This is a genomic window from Pseudomonas sp. TWP3-2, assembly GCF_049897765.1.
Classification (GTDB): domain Bacteria; phylum Pseudomonadota; class Gammaproteobacteria; order Pseudomonadales; family Pseudomonadaceae; genus Aquipseudomonas.
The window spans coordinates 1-17355 of the sequence record NZ_JAFCWW010000038.1; the positions used below are offsets into that span (position 1 = coordinate 1).

Annotated in this window: 16 protein-coding genes; 12 read left to right on the plus strand and 4 right to left on the minus strand. The window is 60.2% G+C overall.

Features of this window, described 5'->3' with window-relative positions; genetic code table 11:
* Nucleotides 1-626: 626 nt before the first annotated feature.
* Both ACP7EE_RS27330 and ACP7EE_RS27335 read right to left on the minus strand, forming a co-directional pair.
* On the minus strand, nt 627-2102 hold the full coding sequence (locus ACP7EE_RS27330) for an inorganic phosphate transporter (RefSeq protein WP_420648189.1): 1476 nt from the start codon (nt 2100-2102) through the stop codon (nt 627-629).
* 260 nt (nt 2103-2362) lie between these two features.
* Nucleotides 2363-2563, minus strand: a complete 201-nt coding sequence (locus ACP7EE_RS27335; protein ID WP_420648188.1) for a hypothetical protein — start codon at nt 2561-2563, stop codon at nt 2363-2365.
* Nucleotides 2564-3180: 617 nt separating this feature from the next.
* On the opposite strand from ACP7EE_RS27335, the gene pcaR reads away from it, so the two are divergent.
* From pcaR to pcaC, 11 genes are all read left to right on the plus strand, one after another.
* Nucleotides 3181-4023 (plus strand): pca regulon transcriptional regulator PcaR, encoded by an 843-nt coding sequence (gene pcaR / locus ACP7EE_RS27340; RefSeq protein ID WP_420648187.1) that lies wholly within the window; start codon nt 3181-3183, stop codon nt 4021-4023.
* Nucleotides 4024-4293: 270 nt separating this feature from the next.
* Complete coding sequence (locus ACP7EE_RS27345; RefSeq protein ID WP_420648186.1) at nt 4294-5640, plus strand: MFS transporter; 1347 nt, start codon at nt 4294-4296, stop codon at nt 5638-5640.
* 263 nt (nt 5641-5903) lie between these two features.
* Nucleotides 5904-6761 carry a CoA transferase subunit A gene (locus tag ACP7EE_RS27350; RefSeq protein WP_426238100.1) on the plus strand — a complete coding sequence of 286 codons (858 nt, stop codon included), beginning with the start codon at nt 5904-5906 and terminating at the stop codon, nt 6759-6761.
* On the plus strand, nt 6761-7540 hold the full coding sequence (locus ACP7EE_RS27355) for a CoA-transferase subunit beta (protein ID WP_426238102.1): 780 nt from the start codon (nt 6761-6763) through the stop codon (nt 7538-7540). Before ACP7EE_RS27350 ends, ACP7EE_RS27355 begins: the two co-directional genes overlap by 1 nt.
* On the plus strand, nt 7537-8742 hold the full coding sequence (gene pcaF, locus ACP7EE_RS27360; RefSeq protein WP_426238104.1) for a 3-oxoadipyl-CoA thiolase: 1206 nt from the start codon (nt 7537-7539) through the stop codon (nt 8740-8742). The genes ACP7EE_RS27355 and pcaF overlap by 4 nt, the downstream gene beginning before the upstream one ends.
* 36 nt (nt 8743-8778) lie before the next feature.
* Nucleotides 8779-9483, plus strand: a complete 705-nt coding sequence (gene pcaH, locus ACP7EE_RS27365) for a protocatechuate 3,4-dioxygenase subunit beta (protein WP_426238106.1) — start codon at nt 8779-8781, stop codon at nt 9481-9483.
* Nucleotide 9484: 1 nt separating this feature from the next.
* The gene (gene pcaG / locus ACP7EE_RS27370) at nt 9485-10051 is read left to right on the plus strand and encodes a protocatechuate 3,4-dioxygenase subunit alpha (protein ID WP_426238108.1); all 567 of its coding nucleotides are present in this window, start codon (nt 9485-9487) and stop codon (nt 10049-10051) included.
* A gap of 253 nt (nt 10052-10304) precedes the next feature.
* Complete coding sequence (locus ACP7EE_RS27375; protein ID WP_426238110.1) at nt 10305-11600, plus strand: MFS family transporter; 1296 nt, start codon at nt 10305-10307, stop codon at nt 11598-11600.
* 45 nt (nt 11601-11645) lie between these two features.
* Complete coding sequence (locus tag ACP7EE_RS27380; protein ID WP_426238112.1) at nt 11646-13010, plus strand: 3-carboxy-cis,cis-muconate cycloisomerase; 1365 nt, start codon at nt 11646-11648, stop codon at nt 13008-13010.
* Nucleotides 13011-13022: 12 nt separating this feature from the next.
* The gene (pcaD, locus tag ACP7EE_RS27385) at nt 13023-13814 is read left to right on the plus strand and encodes a 3-oxoadipate enol-lactonase (RefSeq protein WP_426238114.1); all 792 of its coding nucleotides are present in this window, start codon (nt 13023-13025) and stop codon (nt 13812-13814) included.
* Nucleotides 13815-13825: 11 nt separating this feature from the next.
* Nucleotides 13826-14218 (plus strand): 4-carboxymuconolactone decarboxylase, encoded by a 393-nt coding sequence (gene pcaC, locus ACP7EE_RS27390; RefSeq protein ID WP_426238116.1) that lies wholly within the window; start codon nt 13826-13828, stop codon nt 14216-14218.
* Nucleotides 14219-14360: 142 nt separating this feature from the next.
* Here pcaC and ACP7EE_RS27395 read toward each other — a convergent pair whose 3' ends face one another.
* The gene (locus tag ACP7EE_RS27395; RefSeq protein WP_426238118.1) at nt 14361-15167 is read right to left on the minus strand and encodes a methyltransferase domain-containing protein; all 807 of its coding nucleotides are present in this window, start codon (nt 15165-15167) and stop codon (nt 14361-14363) included.
* 168 nt (nt 15168-15335) lie between these two features.
* The gene (locus ACP7EE_RS27400; protein WP_426238120.1) at nt 15336-16589 is read right to left on the minus strand and encodes an OprD family porin; all 1254 of its coding nucleotides are present in this window, start codon (nt 16587-16589) and stop codon (nt 15336-15338) included.
* Here ACP7EE_RS27400 and ACP7EE_RS27405 point away from each other — a divergent pair.
* Entirely contained in the window at nt 16588-16791 is a 204-nt protein-coding gene (locus ACP7EE_RS27405) for a hypothetical protein (RefSeq protein WP_426238122.1), read from the plus strand. The two genes, ACP7EE_RS27400 and ACP7EE_RS27405, sit on opposite strands and share 2 nt — an antisense overlap.
* The last annotated feature ends 564 nt before the right edge of the window (nt 16792-17355 follow it).

The window sequence follows — 17355 nt, forward strand, 5'->3', positions numbered from 1 at the left end:
GACTCTTGATTCCAGGGCATGGTCAGCACCTCCTGACCATGATTGATACCTGTAAACCATGTCCCCGGTCTCAAACGTAAAGGATGTACCCGGTATTTACCCACCCCAGCCCTCTCCCCGAGGAGAGGGAGCCGATTTGTGGTCTTTTCATAGCCTGAGTTCGGCTCGGTATTTCACGTCGGCGCACCTCTGCCAAACCACTCGGTCAGTTCCCTCTCCCTCTGGGAGAGGGCTAGGGTGAGGGGCTCTTGATCCGGCTTTTGATGTGACTTTTGATCTCAAGCCCCATCGGCAGGCCGAGCGTAGGCGCTCATCAGGGGTAGGCGCGCAGCGCCGTGCGGCGAAGCCGCATACATCGAGAGGAGGTGCAGCGAAGCAAACCGGAGGCGATGCCCCCTGATGGGCGCCGTAGCGAGGGAACACTGAGCTTAAGCGAAGTGCCGTACGCCAGGGAGAAGCCTTTTGGGTTACCTTTTCGGCGTTTGGAAAAGGTGACTCGCTGTAAGAGCGAAACCGCCAGCAGCCGCTACCAAAAAAAACGGATATGCCCCCAACCCCCAACCCCCCATTCCAAACAAAAAAGGCGCGATCCTCTCGAATCACGCCTTCTTCAACACAACTATCTATCAGCTACCCAACGCCTTCGACGCCAGCCAGAACAACCCAGCCGACAGACCAACCGTAGCCGGCAAGGTCAGCACCCAAGCCAACAGGATGGTCTTCACCGTGCCACCTTGCAGACCGCTTTTGTTCGCGACCATGGTGCCCGCCACGCCCGAGGACAGGACGTGGGTGGTCGACACCGGCAGACTGAAGATGTTGGCCATGCCGATAAGAGTGGCTGTGGTGATCTGCGCCGACATGCCTTGGGAGTAGGTCATGCCTTGCTTGCCGATCTTCTCGCCGATGGTCAGTACTACGCGTTTCCAGCCGACCATGGTGCCCAGGCCCAAGGCCAGTGCCACTGCCAGAATCACCCAGAACGGGGCGTATTCGGTGGTGGTGGTCAGGTCTTTGCGCAGTTTGTCCAGATCAGCCTTTTCACGGGCAGCCAGGCCAGGCAACTTGCTGACTTTCTTCGCGGTGTCGTCCAGGCAGAGCAGGTAGCGACGCACTTCTATACGGCTTTCCGAGGACAGCGAGTGGTAATCCGCTACACCTTTAAGTGTATCGAGGAGGGCGGAGATAGTCGGTTCGGTCTGTTGCGGGTTGCAACGGAATTTCTCCGGCAGATCGCCTTCGACGCTTTTGCCCAGCGCGAGGAACTCACCCAGCGTGTCGCCGTTGCGCTTGTAGAACTGGCTCAGGTGCAGGGTCGCGTCGCGGGTGCGTTCGATCTGGTAAGTGGTGCTGCCGAGATCGAGTACGAATTGCGCCGGGACGATACCGATCAGTACGAGCATGATCAGGCCGATGCCTTTCTGGCCATCGTTGGAACCGTGCACGAAGCTCACGGCCATGGCCGAGATCACCAGTACCAGACGATTCCAGAACGGTGGGTGCTTCTTGTCGTCGATCTTGCGGCGCTGTTCCGGGGTCTTGTGCATCTTGGACAGCGGACGCCACCATTTCAGACCGATCAGGATCAGTGCGGCAATCAGGAAACCGGCCATCGGCGAGAACACCAGCGAGGCGCCGATATCGATCGCTTTCTGCCAGTTGACCCCGTCAGCCAACGGAATGTCGTTGATCAGCGCGTTGGCCAGGCCGACGCCAAGGATCGAACCGATCAGCGTGTGCGAACTGGAGGCCGGGATACCGAAGTACCAGGTGCCCAGGTTCCAGGTGATCGCGGCGGCGAGCAACGAGAACACCATCGCCAGACCGTGGCCGGTGTTGACGTTGATCAGCAGTTCCACCGGCAGCAGGTGAACGATGGCATACGCCACGCCAACCCCGCCCAGCAGCACGCCGAGGAAATTGAAGACACCGGAGAAGAACACCGCCAGGTGGGGCGGCATCGCTTTGGTGTAGATAACAGTGGCTACCGCGTTAGCGGTGTCATGAAATCCATTGATGAACTCGAAGGCGAGGACAAACGCCAGGGCGAGCAAGAGGCTCACAAGCACCCAAGCATCCAGTCCGCTGAATAAATCGATCATGAAGGTTTTCTGACCCGGTCATAAGGGGGCGCGATTATGCCAGAAAAGACTGGAAATCGATGCCCTACCTGCTCATCGGTAACAATCTTCATCGAATTAATTTGTGGCAAAGCGTAACCCCCGAGTGTTTTACCCGGTTTTACAAGTCTTTGATTGGCTTGAAAAAATAGCCACGTCGCAAGCGCAACACCCCGTGCTGCGGGGGCTTGAACGCCTGTGCGAAAAATCTCGGAAACGGGTCACAACTCAGCGCCAGAGGCTCACGGCTCTTCTGGTTTGAGTTCCTCTTCCATTTTTTTCAGTTCCTGCTGGAAGACCTGATCCTGAACGGTAGGGCGTTTACGCCAGGCTTTGCGTTCAGGTTCTGGCTGGGCGGCGTAGGTGGTGACTTCCCCGCCGTAAACATCCTTGTAACGTTGTTCCTGGCGCTCAAGTTCCGCGCGCAGTTCGTCTTTCGTCACAGTGCTACCTGTTTGAGTTGAGTTGAAGGTCTGGTGAACACACTGCAACGAATCAATTGAACCGATTCACCGACACGACGCAACCTGAACAGGCAGCGGGGCAATCGGCGGGGTCAAGACTTCCGTGTTGCAGGCGGCTACGGCACCAGATTAAAACTGACGCAGCATCAGCTTCCTGTTTCAGCGAGCGCGCTGGCGGTGCATGAATAATGAGCATCAGGCGCTGGCTGGGGCTGACAACAATGGACATCGCGTCAGCCGGCGGCACTCTCGGCAAGTAATTGCGCAGCGCCACTGAAGTGCATTATAGCGGCCGATTCGGGAATGACTATCTTTGCCAAGTTAAAAACGGTTCGGGATGTGTGATTGTTTTGTGACCAGCAACTTTTAGCGGTAGTTGCATCGATGTTCTGAAGTGGTGTGTTTCTGGCGCCATTTAGTCGAACAACTTAAATAGCGCAGCTCAAGTTCAGATGCAGGCTCGGCGAGCGGGGCCGGGCGGTTGCGATAATCGGTCGACGGTTCGATAATCGCCCAATCTTGGTGGCCCGATGCTTGTGCATTGCGCCGTGAGCAGCTTGTATAGCCGCAGATCCGCACAGGACAAAGGACCCGAAATGAACGATCAGATGCGCAACTCCTTCACTTCAGTGGCGCCGCCGATCGTGGCCTCGCCGGCCAAACGCATTCAGGCGCTGACCGGTGACCCGGACTTCATGACCTCGCTGGCCCGTGGTCTGGCGGTGGTGCAGGCGTTTCAGGAGCGCAAGCGCCACCTGACCATCGCGCAGATCAGCCACCGCACGGAAATCCCCCGCGCCGCCGTGCGTCGTTGTCTGCATACGCTGATCAAACTTGGCTACGCCACCACCGATGGCCGCACTTACTCGCTGCTGCCGAAAGTCCTGACCCTCGGCCACGCCTATCTGTCTTCGACACCACTGGCCGTTTCCGCCCAGCCGTATCTCGACCGCATGAGCGAGCAACTCCACGAAGCCTGCAACATGGCCACACTGGAAGGCGACGACATTCTGTATATCGCGCGTTCCGCTACCACCCAACGGCTGATCTCGGTCGATCTGTCGGTGGGCGGGCGCCTGCCGGCCTATTGCACGTCGATGGGGCGGATTCTGCTGGCGGCGCTGGATGACACCTCGCTGCGCGAATACCTGGATCACGCTGAACTGGTGGCCAAGACCAGCCGCACCATTCACACCGCCGACACGTTGCTCGAATGTTTGCAGGAAGTCCGGCAGCAGGGCTGGTGCATTGTCGATCAGGAACTGGAGCAAGGCCTGCGCTCAATTGCCGTGCCGGTCTACGACGCGTCCGGCCAGGTGGTCGCGGCGCTCAACGTCAGCACCCACGCCGGGCGCGTCAGCCGCACCGAGCTGGAACAACGCTTCTTGCCCGGCTTGCTCAGCGCCAGCCGCGACCTCAGCGCCCAACTTTTCGCCTGAGGAAGCTGTTCGATAAACGCACAGAGTTGCGTTTATCGAATTGACGCTCAAACCTCCGGATCATTAATGTCGCGGCAGCGTCATCCGGTACATGCTCCTTTCGGCAACCGGATGCTGACGCTCCAATAATAAAGACAAGAGGCAACTCCCGATGCGCACGTTCCCCTCTGGCCCGCCCAGCAACGCCTGATTTCAAACTTCTATTCTTGTGTCCGTGCCTGAATTGGGCCGGCCGCCGTTCGACTGCGTTTTTTGCGTGGAATAAAAATAATGAACCAGCCCCAGTCCGCTGTCGGTAACTGCCTCGACGTGCAGTCCTTCATCAATGCCCAACCGATCTCGCGCTATCAGTGGCGGGTGGTGATCCTGTGTTTTCTGATTGTCTTTCTCGATGGCCTCGACACCGCAGCCATGGGTTTCATCGCCCCGGCGCTGTCGCAGGACTGGGGCATCGACCGCGCCAGTCTCGGCCCGGTGATGAGCGCCGCGCTGATCGGCATGGTCTTCGGCGCACTCGGCTCCGGGCCACTGGCTGACCGCTTCGGGCGAAAAGTCGTACTGGTTGGCGCGGTGTTTCTGTTCGGCGCTTTCAGCCTGGCCTCGGCTTACGCCACCAACGTAGACCAACTGTTGGTGCTGCGCTTCCTCACCGGATTAGGTCTCGGCGCCGGCATGCCCAACGCCACCACGCTGCTCTCGGAGTACACCCCGGAGCGCAAAAAGTCGCTGCTGGTGACCAGCATGTTCTGCGGTTTCAACCTGGGTATGGCCGGTGGCGGGTTTATCTCGGCCAAGTTGATTCCGGCGTTCGGCTGGCACAGCTTGCTGCTGATTGGCGGGGTTCTGCCGCTGATCCTGACTGTGGTGCTGCTGTTCTGGCTGCCGGAATCGGCGCGCTACCTGGTGGTGCGTAACCGTGGCACCGACAAAGTGCGCAAGACTCTCGCACCGATTGAACCAAGCATCGTTGCCCAGGCCTCGAGCTTCAGCGTGCCGGAGCAGCAAACCGTCAAGGCGCGCAATGTGTTCGCGGTGATCTTCTCCGGCACCTACAGCACCGGCACGTTGTTGCTATGGCTGACCTATTTCATGGGCCTGGTGATCGTTTACCTGCTGACCAGTTGGCTGCCGACCTTGATGCGAGACAGCGGCGCGAGCATGGAACAAGCGGCGTTCATCGGCGCGTTGTTCCAGTTTGGCGGGGTGTTGAGCGCGGTCGGCGTAGGCTGGGCGATGGACCGCTTCAATCCGCACAAGGTCATCGGCATTTTCTACCTGCTGGCCGGGGTGTTTGCCTACGCGGTTGGCCAGAGTCTCGGCAACATCACCTTGCTGGCGACGTTGGTTTTGGTTGCGGGTATGTGCGTCAACGGCGCGCAATCGGCCATGCCGTCGCTGGCGGCGCGGTTCTATCCGACCCAGGGCCGCGCGACCGGTGTGTCGTGGATGCTCGGGATTGGCCGCTTCGGCGCGATTCTCGGCGCGTGGATGGGCGCGACCTTGCTCGGCCTCGGCTGGAATTTCGAGCAGGTGCTGACGGCACTGGTGATTCCGGCAGGGTTGGCTGCGACGGCGGTGGTGATCAAAGGCCTGGTCAGCCATGCGGATGCGACTTGACGGATTAGTGTGAAGCGAAAAGATCGCAGCCTTCGGCAGCTCCTACATTTGGAATGCGAGCCCCTGTAGGAGCTGCCGAAGGCTGCGATCTTTTGCAGGCAACACAGAACGGTAGGCAGACAACAATCTGTTCGATAAACGAACACTCAGTCGATTATCGGATTGTTTGGCAAATTTCAGCGGCTTAATCTGCAGTGACTCCGGCGCTGAACCTCGCGCCTTTTTATCACTGGCGATTCATTACAAAAACGGGAGCCCGCTCCATGGCTGAGATCCTTTCGCTGCACGACGCGGTGAAGCAATTCGTCAACGACGGTGACACCGTTGCGCTCGAAGGCTTCACGCACCTGATCCCTACGGCGGCAGGTCATGAAATCATTCGGCAGGGCAAGAAAGATCTGACCCTGGTGCGGATGACGCCTGACCTGATCTACGACCAACTGATCGGTGCCGGTTGTGCACGCAAGCTGATTTTCTCCTGGGGCGGCAACCCTGGCGTGGGTTCGCTGCACCGTCTGCGTGATGCGGTCGAAAAGCAGTGGCCGCAGCCGCTGGAGATCGAAGAACACAGCCACGCCGACCTGGCGAATGCCTACGTCGCCGGCGCTTCCGGCCTACCGTTCGCGGTGCTGCGGGCCTACGCCGGTTCTGACCTGCCGAAGGTCAATCCGCTGATCAAAACCGTCACCTGCCCGTTCACTGGCGAAGTGTTGGCGGCAGTGCCATCGGTGCGTCCGGACGTGACCGTGATCCACGCGCAGAAGGCTGACCGCAAAGGCAACGTATTGCTGTGGGGCATTCTCGGCGTGCAGAAAGAAGCCGCGCTGGCCGCCAAGCGCTGCATCGTCACCGTCGAGGAAATCGTCGATAACCTCAAAGCGCCGATGAACTCCTGCGTCCTGCCGACCTGGGCCTTGAGCGCGGTTTGCCATGTACCCGGCGGCGCGCATCCGTCCTACGCCCACGGTTACAACCAGCGCGACAATCGCTTCTACCAAGCGTGGGACGCGATCGCTCGCGACCGTCAGACGTTTACCGCGTGGATCGACGAATACATCCATGGCTGTGCTGATTTCAGCGAGTTTCAGGCCAAGCTGGCTGCTGCTTCGGAGGCCAAGTAATGACTTACACCACCAATGAAATGATGACCGTCGCCGCCGCCCGCCGTTTGAAAAACGGTTCGGTATGCTTCGTCGGCATCGGCCTGCCCTCCAAAGCCGCCAACCTCGCCCGTCTGACCTCGTCGCCGGACGTGGTGCTGATCTACGAATCCGGCCCGATTGGCGCCAAGCCAAGCGTATTGCCACTCTCGATCGGCGACGGCGAACTGGCGGAAACCGCCGACACCGTCGTCCCGACCGGTGAGATTTTTCGCTATTGGTTGCAGGGCGGACGCATCGACGTCGGTTTTCTCGGTGCGGCGCAGGTCGACCGTTTCGGCAACATCAACACCACCGTGGTCGGCGATTACCACGCGCCGAAAGTGCGTCTGCCGGGTGCCGGTGGCGCGCCGGAGATTGCCGGTTCGGCGAAAAGCGTGTTGATCATCCTTAAACAGTCGGCACGTTCGTTTGTCGACAAGCTCGATTTCATCACTTCGGTCGGGCATGGCGAGGGCGGCGATTCACGCAAGCGTCTGGGCCTGCCGGGCGCTGGCCCGGTCGGCATCATCACCGACTTGTGCATCATGGAACCGGAGGCGGGCACCCACGAATTCGTGGTCACCGCACTGCATCCGGGCGTGACTCGCGAGCAGGTAATCGCTGCCACTGGTTGGGCGATCCGTTTTGCCGAGACCGTCGAGCAAACCGCTGAACCGACCGAGATTGAGCTGACTGCACTGCGCGACCTCGAAGCGCGCACCGCAGCCGCCCACGGCCAGGCACCGGGAGAAGCATGATGCGTGACGTCTATATCTGCGACGCGATTCGCACCCCGATTGGCCGTTTCGGCGGTGGACTCGCCAATGTGCGTGCCGATGATCTGGCCGCCGTGCCGATCAAGGCGCTCATGCAGCGCAACCCATCGGTGGACTGGACTGCCGTGGACGAAGTTTTCCTCGGCTGCGCCAACCAGGCCGGCGAAGACAACCGCAACGTCGCGCGCATGGCGCTGCTGTTGGCCGGTCTGCCGGAAACTGTGCCCGGCGTGACCCTCAATCGCCTGTGCGCTTCCGGAATGGACGCCATCGGCACCGCGTTCCGCGCCATCGCCAGCGGCGAGATGGAGCTGGCAATTGCCGGCGGCGTTGAGTCGATGTCGCGCGCGCCGTTCGTGATGGGCAAGGCTGACGCGGCGTTCTCGCGCAACATGAAGCTCGAAGACACCACCATCGGCTGGCGTTTCATCAACCCGTTGATGAAAGCGCAATATGGCGTCGATGCGATGCCGCAGACCGCCGACAACGTCGCCGACGACTACCGGATTTCCCGCGCGGATCAGGACGCTTTCGCCCTGCGCAGTCAGCAACGCACGGCCGCCGCCCAAGCCGCAGGCTACTTCGCCGAAGAAATCGTCGAAGTGCGCATCGCGCACAAGAAGGGCGAAACCGTGGTCAGTCAGGACGAACATCCGCGTGCCGACACCACGCTTGAAGCCTTGACCAAACTCAAGCCAGTCAACGGCCCGGACAAAACCGTCACCGCCGGCAATGCCTCGGGCGTTAACGACGGTGCCGCTGCGCTGATTCTGGCCTCGGCCGAAGCGGTGAAAAAACACGGTCTGACTGCCCGCGCCAAAGTGCTGGGCATGGCCAGCGCCGGTGTTGCGCCACGGGTGATGGGCATCGGCCCGGTGCCGGCAGTGCGCAAACTCATCGAGCGCCTCGGTGTGGCGATCAACGATTTCGATGTGATCGAACTCAATGAAGCGTTCGCCAGCCAGGGTTTGGCAGTGTTGCGCGAACTGGGTCTGGCCGACGACGCAGCGCAGGTCAATCCGAACGGCGGTGCGATTGCCTTGGGTCACCCATTGGGCATGAGCGGTGCACGGTTGGTGCTGACTGCGCTGCACCAGCTTGAAAAAATTCAAGGCAAGAAAGCGCTGGCGACCATGTGCGTCGGGGTCGGCCAGGGTCTGGCGCTGGCCATCGAACGCGTCTGACGCACCGCTGCGAATATAAGAACCGAGGAAAGCGAAATGACTGACAAGCCTGGTTACCGCCGCCCACAGGAAGGCACCCAACCGCCTTACCTGCACCCGAATTATCAATCGACCAATCTGCGCTCGCCGTCCAAGCCGTTGGTGTTTCTGCCGCATTCGCTGTCGGAAATCACCGGGCCGACCATCGGCGCCGAGCGCGTGGCCGACACCGATAACGATTTGACTGCCCAGCACCCAGGCGAGCCGCTCGGTGAGCGGATCATCATCCACGGCCGTGTACTCGATGAAGACGGTTTGCCGGTGCCGGGGATTCTGGTGGAGATCTGGCAGGCCAACGCCGCCGGTCGCTACAACCATGCCCGCGACCTGCACGACGCGCCGCTCGACCCGAATTTCACTGGCACTGGCCGCACCGTCACCGATGCTGACGGTTGGTATCAGTTCCAGACCATCAAGCCCGGTGCCTATCCGTGGGGCAATCACCACAACGCCTGGCGCCCTGCGCACGTGCACTTTTCGCTGTTCGGCCCGAGCATCCTCACACGACTGGTCACGCAGATGTACTTCCCGGGTGATCCGCTGCTGCCCTACGACCCGATCTACAACTGCGTGCCGGACACTTCGGCCAAGGAACGCCTGATCGCCGCGTTCGATCTGGAAAAAACCATTCCGTCCTACGCCCTGGCGTATCGCTGGGACATCGTGCTGCGCGGGCGTGAAGCCACGCCGATGGAGAAATAAGATGAGCCTGACCGCAACCACGTCCCACACCGTCGGGCCGTATTACCACATCGGCCTGACCTGGCTGAATCGCGTAAACCTCGCCAATGAACTGACCCTTGGCGAGCGCGTGGCGATCACCGGGCAGGTGATTGATGGCAACGGCGATGTCGTCAACGACGCGATGCTCGAAGTCTGGCAGGCGAATGCCGCCGGCAAGTACGACCATCCAGAAGATGAGCAGGCTAAAGCGTTGGACCCGAACTTTGAAGGTTTTGGCCGGGTGCCGGTGGATGCCGAAGGGCGCTTCCGCTTTACCACGATCAAACCGGGTACGGTTGAAGGCTTGAAGGGGTCGACTCAAGCGCCGCATCTGGTGGTGTTGGTGTTTGCTCGTGGCTTGGTCAAGCACTTGCTGACGCGGATTTACTTCGAAGGCGATCCGGCCAACGTCGACGATCCATTGCTGGAATGCGTGCCGGCCGAGCGCCGCGCGACTTTGTTGGCGAAGCAGGATGCGGCGGGGGTTTATCAGTGGAATGTGATCTTGCAGGGCACTGATGCCGAGACGGTGTTCTTCGATTACTGATCGGTACATCAGTGGTCAGCGATCACCTGTGGCGAGGGGATTTATCCCCGTTGGGCAGCGAAGCGGCCCCAAAACCAGTCAGCGCGTAGTTTCATATAAATCGCGTGCCTCTGATTTGCGAGTGCTTCGCACTCGAACGGGGATAAATCCCCTCGCCACAAAGGCTGCCCAAGAGCTGGGTGCTGATCCATTGCGGAACGGGACTGTTACTAAGTGTGTCTAGACTCTCACTGTCCCCACAGAGTAAAAAACAATGACAACCCTGGCCTCGCATTACACCGGTGAAGAGCGCAGCAAGCGCATCTTCGCGATTGTCGGCGCCTCGTCCGGCAACCTGGTCGAATGGTTCGACTTCTACGTCTACGCCTTTTGCGCGATCTATTTCGCCCCGGCGTTTTTTCCCTCCGACAATCCCACGGTGCAATTGGTCAACACCGCTGGCGTGTTCGCCGCCGGGTTCCTGATGCGGCCGATCGGCGGCTGGATTTTTGGCCGGGTGGCGGACAAGCACGGGCGCAAGAATTCGATGCTGATCTCGATTCTGATGATGTGCTTCGGCTCGCTGCTGATTGCCTGTCTGCCGACCTACAAGGACATCGGCGTCTGGGCGCCGGTGCTGTTGCTGTTCGCACGTCTGCTGCAAGGCCTGTCGGTCGGCGGCGAGTACGGCACCACCGCGACTTACATGAGCGAAGTTGCACTGAAGGGCCAGCGCGGGTTTTTCGCCTCGTTCCAATACGTGACTTTGATCGGCGGGCAACTGCTGGCGGTGTTGCTGGTGGTGATTCTGCAGCAGTTCCTCAGTGAGGAAGAATTGCGTGCCTACGGCTGGCGGATTCCGTTTGTGGTCGGCGCGGCTGCGGCGTTGATCTCGCTGTTCCTGCGTCGCACGCTGAAAGAAACCACCAGCAAGGAAATGCGCGACAACAAGGACGCCGGCAGCATCCGCGCGTTGTTCCGTGACCACAAAGCCGCGTTCATCACCGTGCTCGGCTACACCGCTGGCGGCTCGCTGATTTTCTACACCTTCACCACCTACATGCAGAAATACCTGGTGAACACCGCCGGCATGCACGCCAAGACCGCCAGCTACATCATGACCGGCGCGCTCTTCCTTTATATGTTTATGCAGCCGCTGTTCGGCATGCTTGCCGACAAGATCGGCCGCCGTAATTCGATGCTGTGGTTCGGCGCGCTGGGTACGCTGTTCACCGTGCCGATTCTGCTGACCCTGAAAAGCGTCAGCAGCCCGTTTCTCGCATTGGTGCTGATCACCGTGGCGCTGGCGATTGTCAGTTTCTACACCTCAATCAGCGGCCTGGTGAAAGCCGAAATGTTCCCGCCGGAAGTCCGCGCGCTTGGCGTCGGTCTGGCCTATGCGGTGGCCAACGCGATCTTCGGTGGTTCGGCGGAATATGTGGCGTTGAGCCTCAAGGCGGGTGGCATGGAAAACTCGTTTTATTGGTACGTCACGGTGATGATGGCGGTGGCGTTCCTGTTCAGTCTCCGTCTGCCCAAACAAGCCAAGTATTTGCACCACGACCTTTAAACCGATAGGCGCGGGCGATTTCGACCCGCGCCCGCAAGGACTTTTATGACTCAGCGACCGGGCAACCAGTTGTTCGATGCCTATTTCACTGCCCGCGATATGCGTGAGGTGTTCTGCGATCAGGGCCGCGTGCAGGCGATGCTCGATTTCGAAGCGGCGCTGGCTCGGGCTGAATCGCGGGTTGGATTGATTCCGGCGTCTGCGGTCGCACCGATCGCAAATGCCTGCCGCGCCGATCTGTACGATTTCGCAGCGTTGGGCGAGGCGATTGCCAGCGCTGGCAATTCGGCGATTCCGCTGGTCAAGGCGTTGGGCAAGCAGATCGCGGCGGCGGATGCCGAAGCCGAGCGCTATGTGCATTTGGGCGCGACCAGTCAGGACGTGATGGATTCCGGGCTGGTGCTGCAATTGCGTCAGGCGCTGGATCTGATCGAAGGCGAACTGGCGCAACTCGCCGATTCACTGGCGACCCAGGCACAACGTCACGCCGCAACGCCGCTGGCCGGACGCACCTGGCTGCAACACGCGACGCCAGTCACGCTGGGTATGAAGATCGCCGGATGGCTCGGCGCCGTGACCCGCAGTCGTCAGCGTCTGCGCGAACTCAAGCCGCGTCTGTTGGTGCTGCAATTTGGCGGCGCCTCCGGGACGCTCGCGGCGCTGGGCGAACAGGCATTGCCGATTGCCGAAGCGTTGGCGGAAGAACTGCAACTGACTTTGCCCGAACAACCGTGGCACACACAGCGTGACCGCATCGTCGAGTTCGGCGCGGTACTGGGTTTGATCGCCGGCAGCCTCGGCAAATTTGGCCGCGACATCAGCCTCTTGATGCAGACCGAAGCCGCCGAAGTGTTCGAACCCTCGGCTCCGGGCAAGGGCGGTTCTTCGACCATGCCGCACAAGCGCAATCCGGTCGGCGCGGCCGTATTGATTGGTGCTGCGACGCGAGTGCCGGGGCTGGTATCGACCCTGTTCAGCGCCATGCCGCAAGAACATGAACGCAGCCTCGGCTTGTGGCATGCGGAATGGGAAACCCTGCCGGAGATTTGCTGTTTGGTTTCGGGTGCCTTGCAGCAGGCGCGGCTGCTGGCTGATGGTCTTGAAGTCGACGCCGCACGCATGGCGCGCAATCTGCAATTGACTCAAGGTCTGGTGCTCGCCGAAGCGGTGAGCATCGTCCTCGCGCAACGGGTCGGGCGCGACACTGCGCATCATCTGCTCGAACAATGCTGCAAACGCGCGGTGGCCGAACAACGCCATTTACGTGCGGTACTCGGTGATGAGCCGCAAGTTACCGCCGAGCTGAGCGCTGCTGAACTGGATCATCTACTCGACCCCGCTCACTACCTTGGCCAGGCGCAAGTCTGGGTCGAGCGAGCGGTGGCCGAACACATCGCATTGTCTGACTGAAAGGAGAGGGCTGTGGCTTTCGTTCAACTCGCCGATGGCGAACTGCACTATCAAATTGAAGGGCCAACCAATGCTCCGGTGTTGGTGCTGTCCAACTCGCTGGGCACTGATCTGCACATGTGGGACGCGCAGATGCCGGCGTTCACCGAGCACTTTCGCGTGCTGCGCTTCGACACCCGAGGCCACGGTAAATCACTGGTGACGTCGGGGCCGTACACCATCGAGCAACTGGGCCACGACGTGCTCGCGTTGCTGGATGCGCTGCACATCGAACGCGCGCATTTTTGCGGGTTGTCGATGGGCGGGTTGATCGGTCAGTGGCTGGGGATCAACGCCGGGCCGCGGCTGCATAAACTGATCGTGTGCAACACGGCGGCGAAGATCGGCGATCCGTCGGTGTGGAATCCGCGCATTGAAATGGTCCTGCGTGACGGCGCTGCAGCGATGGTTGCGCTGCGTGATGCGTCGATTGCGCGCTGGTTTACCGCTGACTTTTCCGCTGCCAATCCGGCGGCGGCCAAGCAGATCACCGACATGCTCGCGGCCACTTCGCCGGAAGGTTACGGGGCCAATTGCGCGGCAGTGCGGGATGCGGATTTCCGTGATCAACTTGGCTCGATCAAAGTGCCGTTGCTGGTGATTGCCGGCACGGAAGACGCGGTCACGCCACCCTCCGGCGGGCATTTCATTCAGGAACATGTGCGCGGTGCCGAGTACGCCGAGTTCTATGCGGCGCATTTGTCCAACGTGCAGGCCGGCAGCGCGTTCAGCGACCGAGTGCTGACGTTCTTGCAGGCTGATTGAGAGGAAAGATTGTGGACGAGAAACAACGTTACGACGACGGTATGCAAGTGCGTCGCGCGGTACTCGGCGATGCGCATGTTGATCGCAGCCTGACCACCCTGACCGAGTTCAACTCGGAGTTTCAGGAGATGATCACCCGGCACGCCTGGGGCGATATCTGGACGCGTCCGGGCCTGCCGCGCCACACCCGCAGCCTGATCACCATCGCCATGCTGATCGGCATGAACCGCGAAGGTGAACTCAAATTGCATTTGCGTTCTGCCGCCAATAACGGCGTGAGCCGGGGCGAGATCAAGGAGGTGATCATGCAGAGCGCGATCTACTGCGGGATTCCGGCGGCGAATGCGACGTTCCACTTGGCAGAGTCGGTCTGGGATGAATTGGGTGTCGAATCCCGGGAGTGATTGTGGCTGAACTGGCCCCATCGCTGGCAAGCCAGCTCCCACAGTGCTCTCGGGTGTGCCCAAAATTTGTGAACGACACAAAAACCTGTGGGAGCTGCGGTGCGACGATTCGACTTGCCAGCGATGGCGCCGCCGCGATCAATCATTTCTTGGCAACAATGAAAACCCGCTTGAACGGAAACAACGTACGCCCGTCACGCTGCTCCGGATACTCCGCCTGCACCCGCATCACAAAGTGATAGATGAACCGCGCCTGCTCGCCAGCATCCAGCCCCTGCATCACCTCACGCAGCGCTGACACCTTGATCCAGTCGTAAACCGGCGACTTGCCGTCGACCACTTGCATCTGCTCGGTCTCCCAGATGTCCACCGTCGCGCACAGCGGGGCGAGCAAATGGTAGTAATCGGCTAATGGCAATAGCGGGCGTCTGCGCATTCTTTCGCGCAATTGCGGCGTGCCCAGTGGCTCGCCGTTCTGGCCACTGTCCTCAAGCGTATCGAGCATCAATTGATACCAGCGCGCATCCCGCCAGTCGGGCATGTGCGCAGCCAGGCAGCCGCCCGGGTCGAGGTGCCCGAGCAATCCCGGAAGCAGATTCTGATGGTCATCGATGAAGTGCAGCACGGCAGCGGCGAACAGCAGGTCGGCGGGTTTTTCAGGCTTCCAGCCTTGCAGGTCGCAATGTTGCCACTGGGCTTTGATCGGCAGGCATCGCGCCTGCTCGAGCATTTGCCTTGAGCTGTCGACGCCTGTCAGTTGTGCGCGCGGCCAGCGTTTGGCCAGTGCTTGAGTGCCAATGCCGGTGCCGCAGCCCAGATCATAGATGAGGTTGGGATTTACCAGGTCGATACGTTCAAGCAGTTCGAACACCGGACGTTGTCGCAGACGTGAGAATTGCTGGTACGCAGTGGCGTCCCAGTCAGGCACAGATTTGAGGTGAGCGATCATGAGGTGGTCCTCCATTGATCAGCAGTGTCTTCCGATGACAGCTTGGCTTGAGTCGCGGGGACCAACATCCACAGATAACGGAAGCGGGTAGGTGCAGCGCCTGAGTCCTTCAGGTTTTTCTTACTCTAATGGATGGCTGGCGCTATGCCAGCCATCCCGACGGATGGCCTATAGCAAGCTGATCGGATAGCTGACGATCAAGCGGTTCTCGTCGAATTCGTTGTTGCTGAAGTCGCGCCGCATGGTCGAGTTGCGCCATCTGACGTTGAGATCCTTGAGCGTGCCGCTCTGTACGGTGTAGCCGAGTTCCGATTCGCGGCCCCATTCCTTGCCGTCGCTGGTGGTGGCGGTGTGTACGTTGTCGCCGCTGATGTAGCGGTTCATCAGGGTCAGGCCGGGGACGCCGAGGGCGACGAAGTTGTAGTCGTGGCGGATCTGCCAGGAGCGCTCTTGCGCGTTGTCGTAACTGGCGTTGTAGCTGTCGTTGGCCAGGGTGCCGCCGCTCGTGCCGTTGACGCGCATCCACGCGCTGTCGCCGGTGAGTTTTTGCAGGCCGACATAGAAAGTGTTGCCGCCGTAGCGCGCCGAGAGCATGCCGGACCAGGTCTTGTTGTCCAGCTCGCCGGCGCGGGCGCTGCCGTCGTCCTTGCCGTAGAAAAAACCGAGGTTGGCGCCGAGGGTCCAGTCGCCCAGCGGCTGGCTGTGGGTCAGGTTGACGTATTGCTGGCTGTAAATGTCTTCCAGCTCGGCGTTCCACAGGCCGATCTGCGTACGTTTTTCGTTGAACAGGTATTCGCCGCCCTGAAAGTTGAAACGATCTGAGGTGAACCCGGCTTTGCCGGTCATCGACATGTCGCTCATGCTGCTGTCGTCGCGCGGGCTGTTGGCGCGGAACTGGCCGCCGTAGAGCGTCAGGCCGTCGATTTCCTTCGAGGTGATCTGCCCGCCACGAAAGGTTTGCGGCAGCGAGCGACCGTCGTCAGAGCGCAGGATCGGCAGCACCGGCATCCATTCGCCGACCTTGACTTCGGTCTGCGAGAACTTCGCCTTGAACGCGACGTTGGTGCGGCCGAAGTTGTCTGCGGGGCGTCCGTCACGATCCAGCGGCAACAGTTGCGTGCCGCCAGTGCCTTTGCCGCCATCAAGCTTGAGCGAGTACAGGCCGAGGATGTCCATGCCGAAGCCCACGGTGCCTTGGGTGAAACCGGATTTGGCGTCGAGGATGAAGTTCTGCGTCCACTCTTCAGCCTTGCCCTGCGCCTTGGTCGGGTTGGTGAAGTTGCGGTTGATGTAGAAGTTGCGCAGGTTCAGGTTGACCTTGGCGCCCTCGACAAAGCCTGCTTCCTCGGCGGCTGCGGGGAGGGCGGTGCCCACCAGGGCCAGAGCGATCAAACCGGGGAATCCGTAACTGGAAGGCGTCATGACTTGGGTCTCTCTAGTTTTTATGGGGCAGAACGAATTTGTTGCCGCCACTTTCGGGGCAGACATGGGGTTGCAGATCTGGGGGTGGAGCGGTGGCGATCAGCCTGACGGGGCAGGGCGTGGGAGCATGGTGGTGAACCTGTTGTTATTGATTTTGTGGTTCGGATGGTGCGGGGCGCGGATGTCTGTGTTCAATCAGTAAAAGCGGGTTTCGGGCGATTATCGAACGCAAGATTGATCTTTGTTTTGTAGTGGCTGTCAGGGCCTCATCGCTGGCAAGCCAGCTCCCACAGTGTTCTCGGGTGTACCCAAAACTTGTGAACAACACAAAAACTGTGGGAGCTGGCTTGCCAGCGATGGCTATCTGTTAGGCGATGGGGTTGTTTCTGGCTGGGTACATATCCGTTGCTGCGGTAACGGCTTCTGAGGGTTCCGCCCTTACGGCGGGTCACCTTTTCCAGACGCCGAAAAGGTAACCCAAAAGGCTTTACCCTGACGTTCGGCCCTCGCTGTGGCTCGGGTTCCTTCGCTCCGGGATTGATCCGGGGGCATCGCCTCCGGTTTGCTGCGCTGCACCTCCTCTCGATGTGTTCGACTTCGTCGAACGGTCGCTGCGCTCCCACCCCCGGATCAATCCCTCCACTCAGCTGCCGATATAGGTTATCCGTTCCTTCCTCTTCCATACTTCGATGTCTGGAAGTCAGTCTTGATCAGGGAAGGAACATGCACCTGTAGGCTACGAATATGCCTGCCAAGCACTCGATGA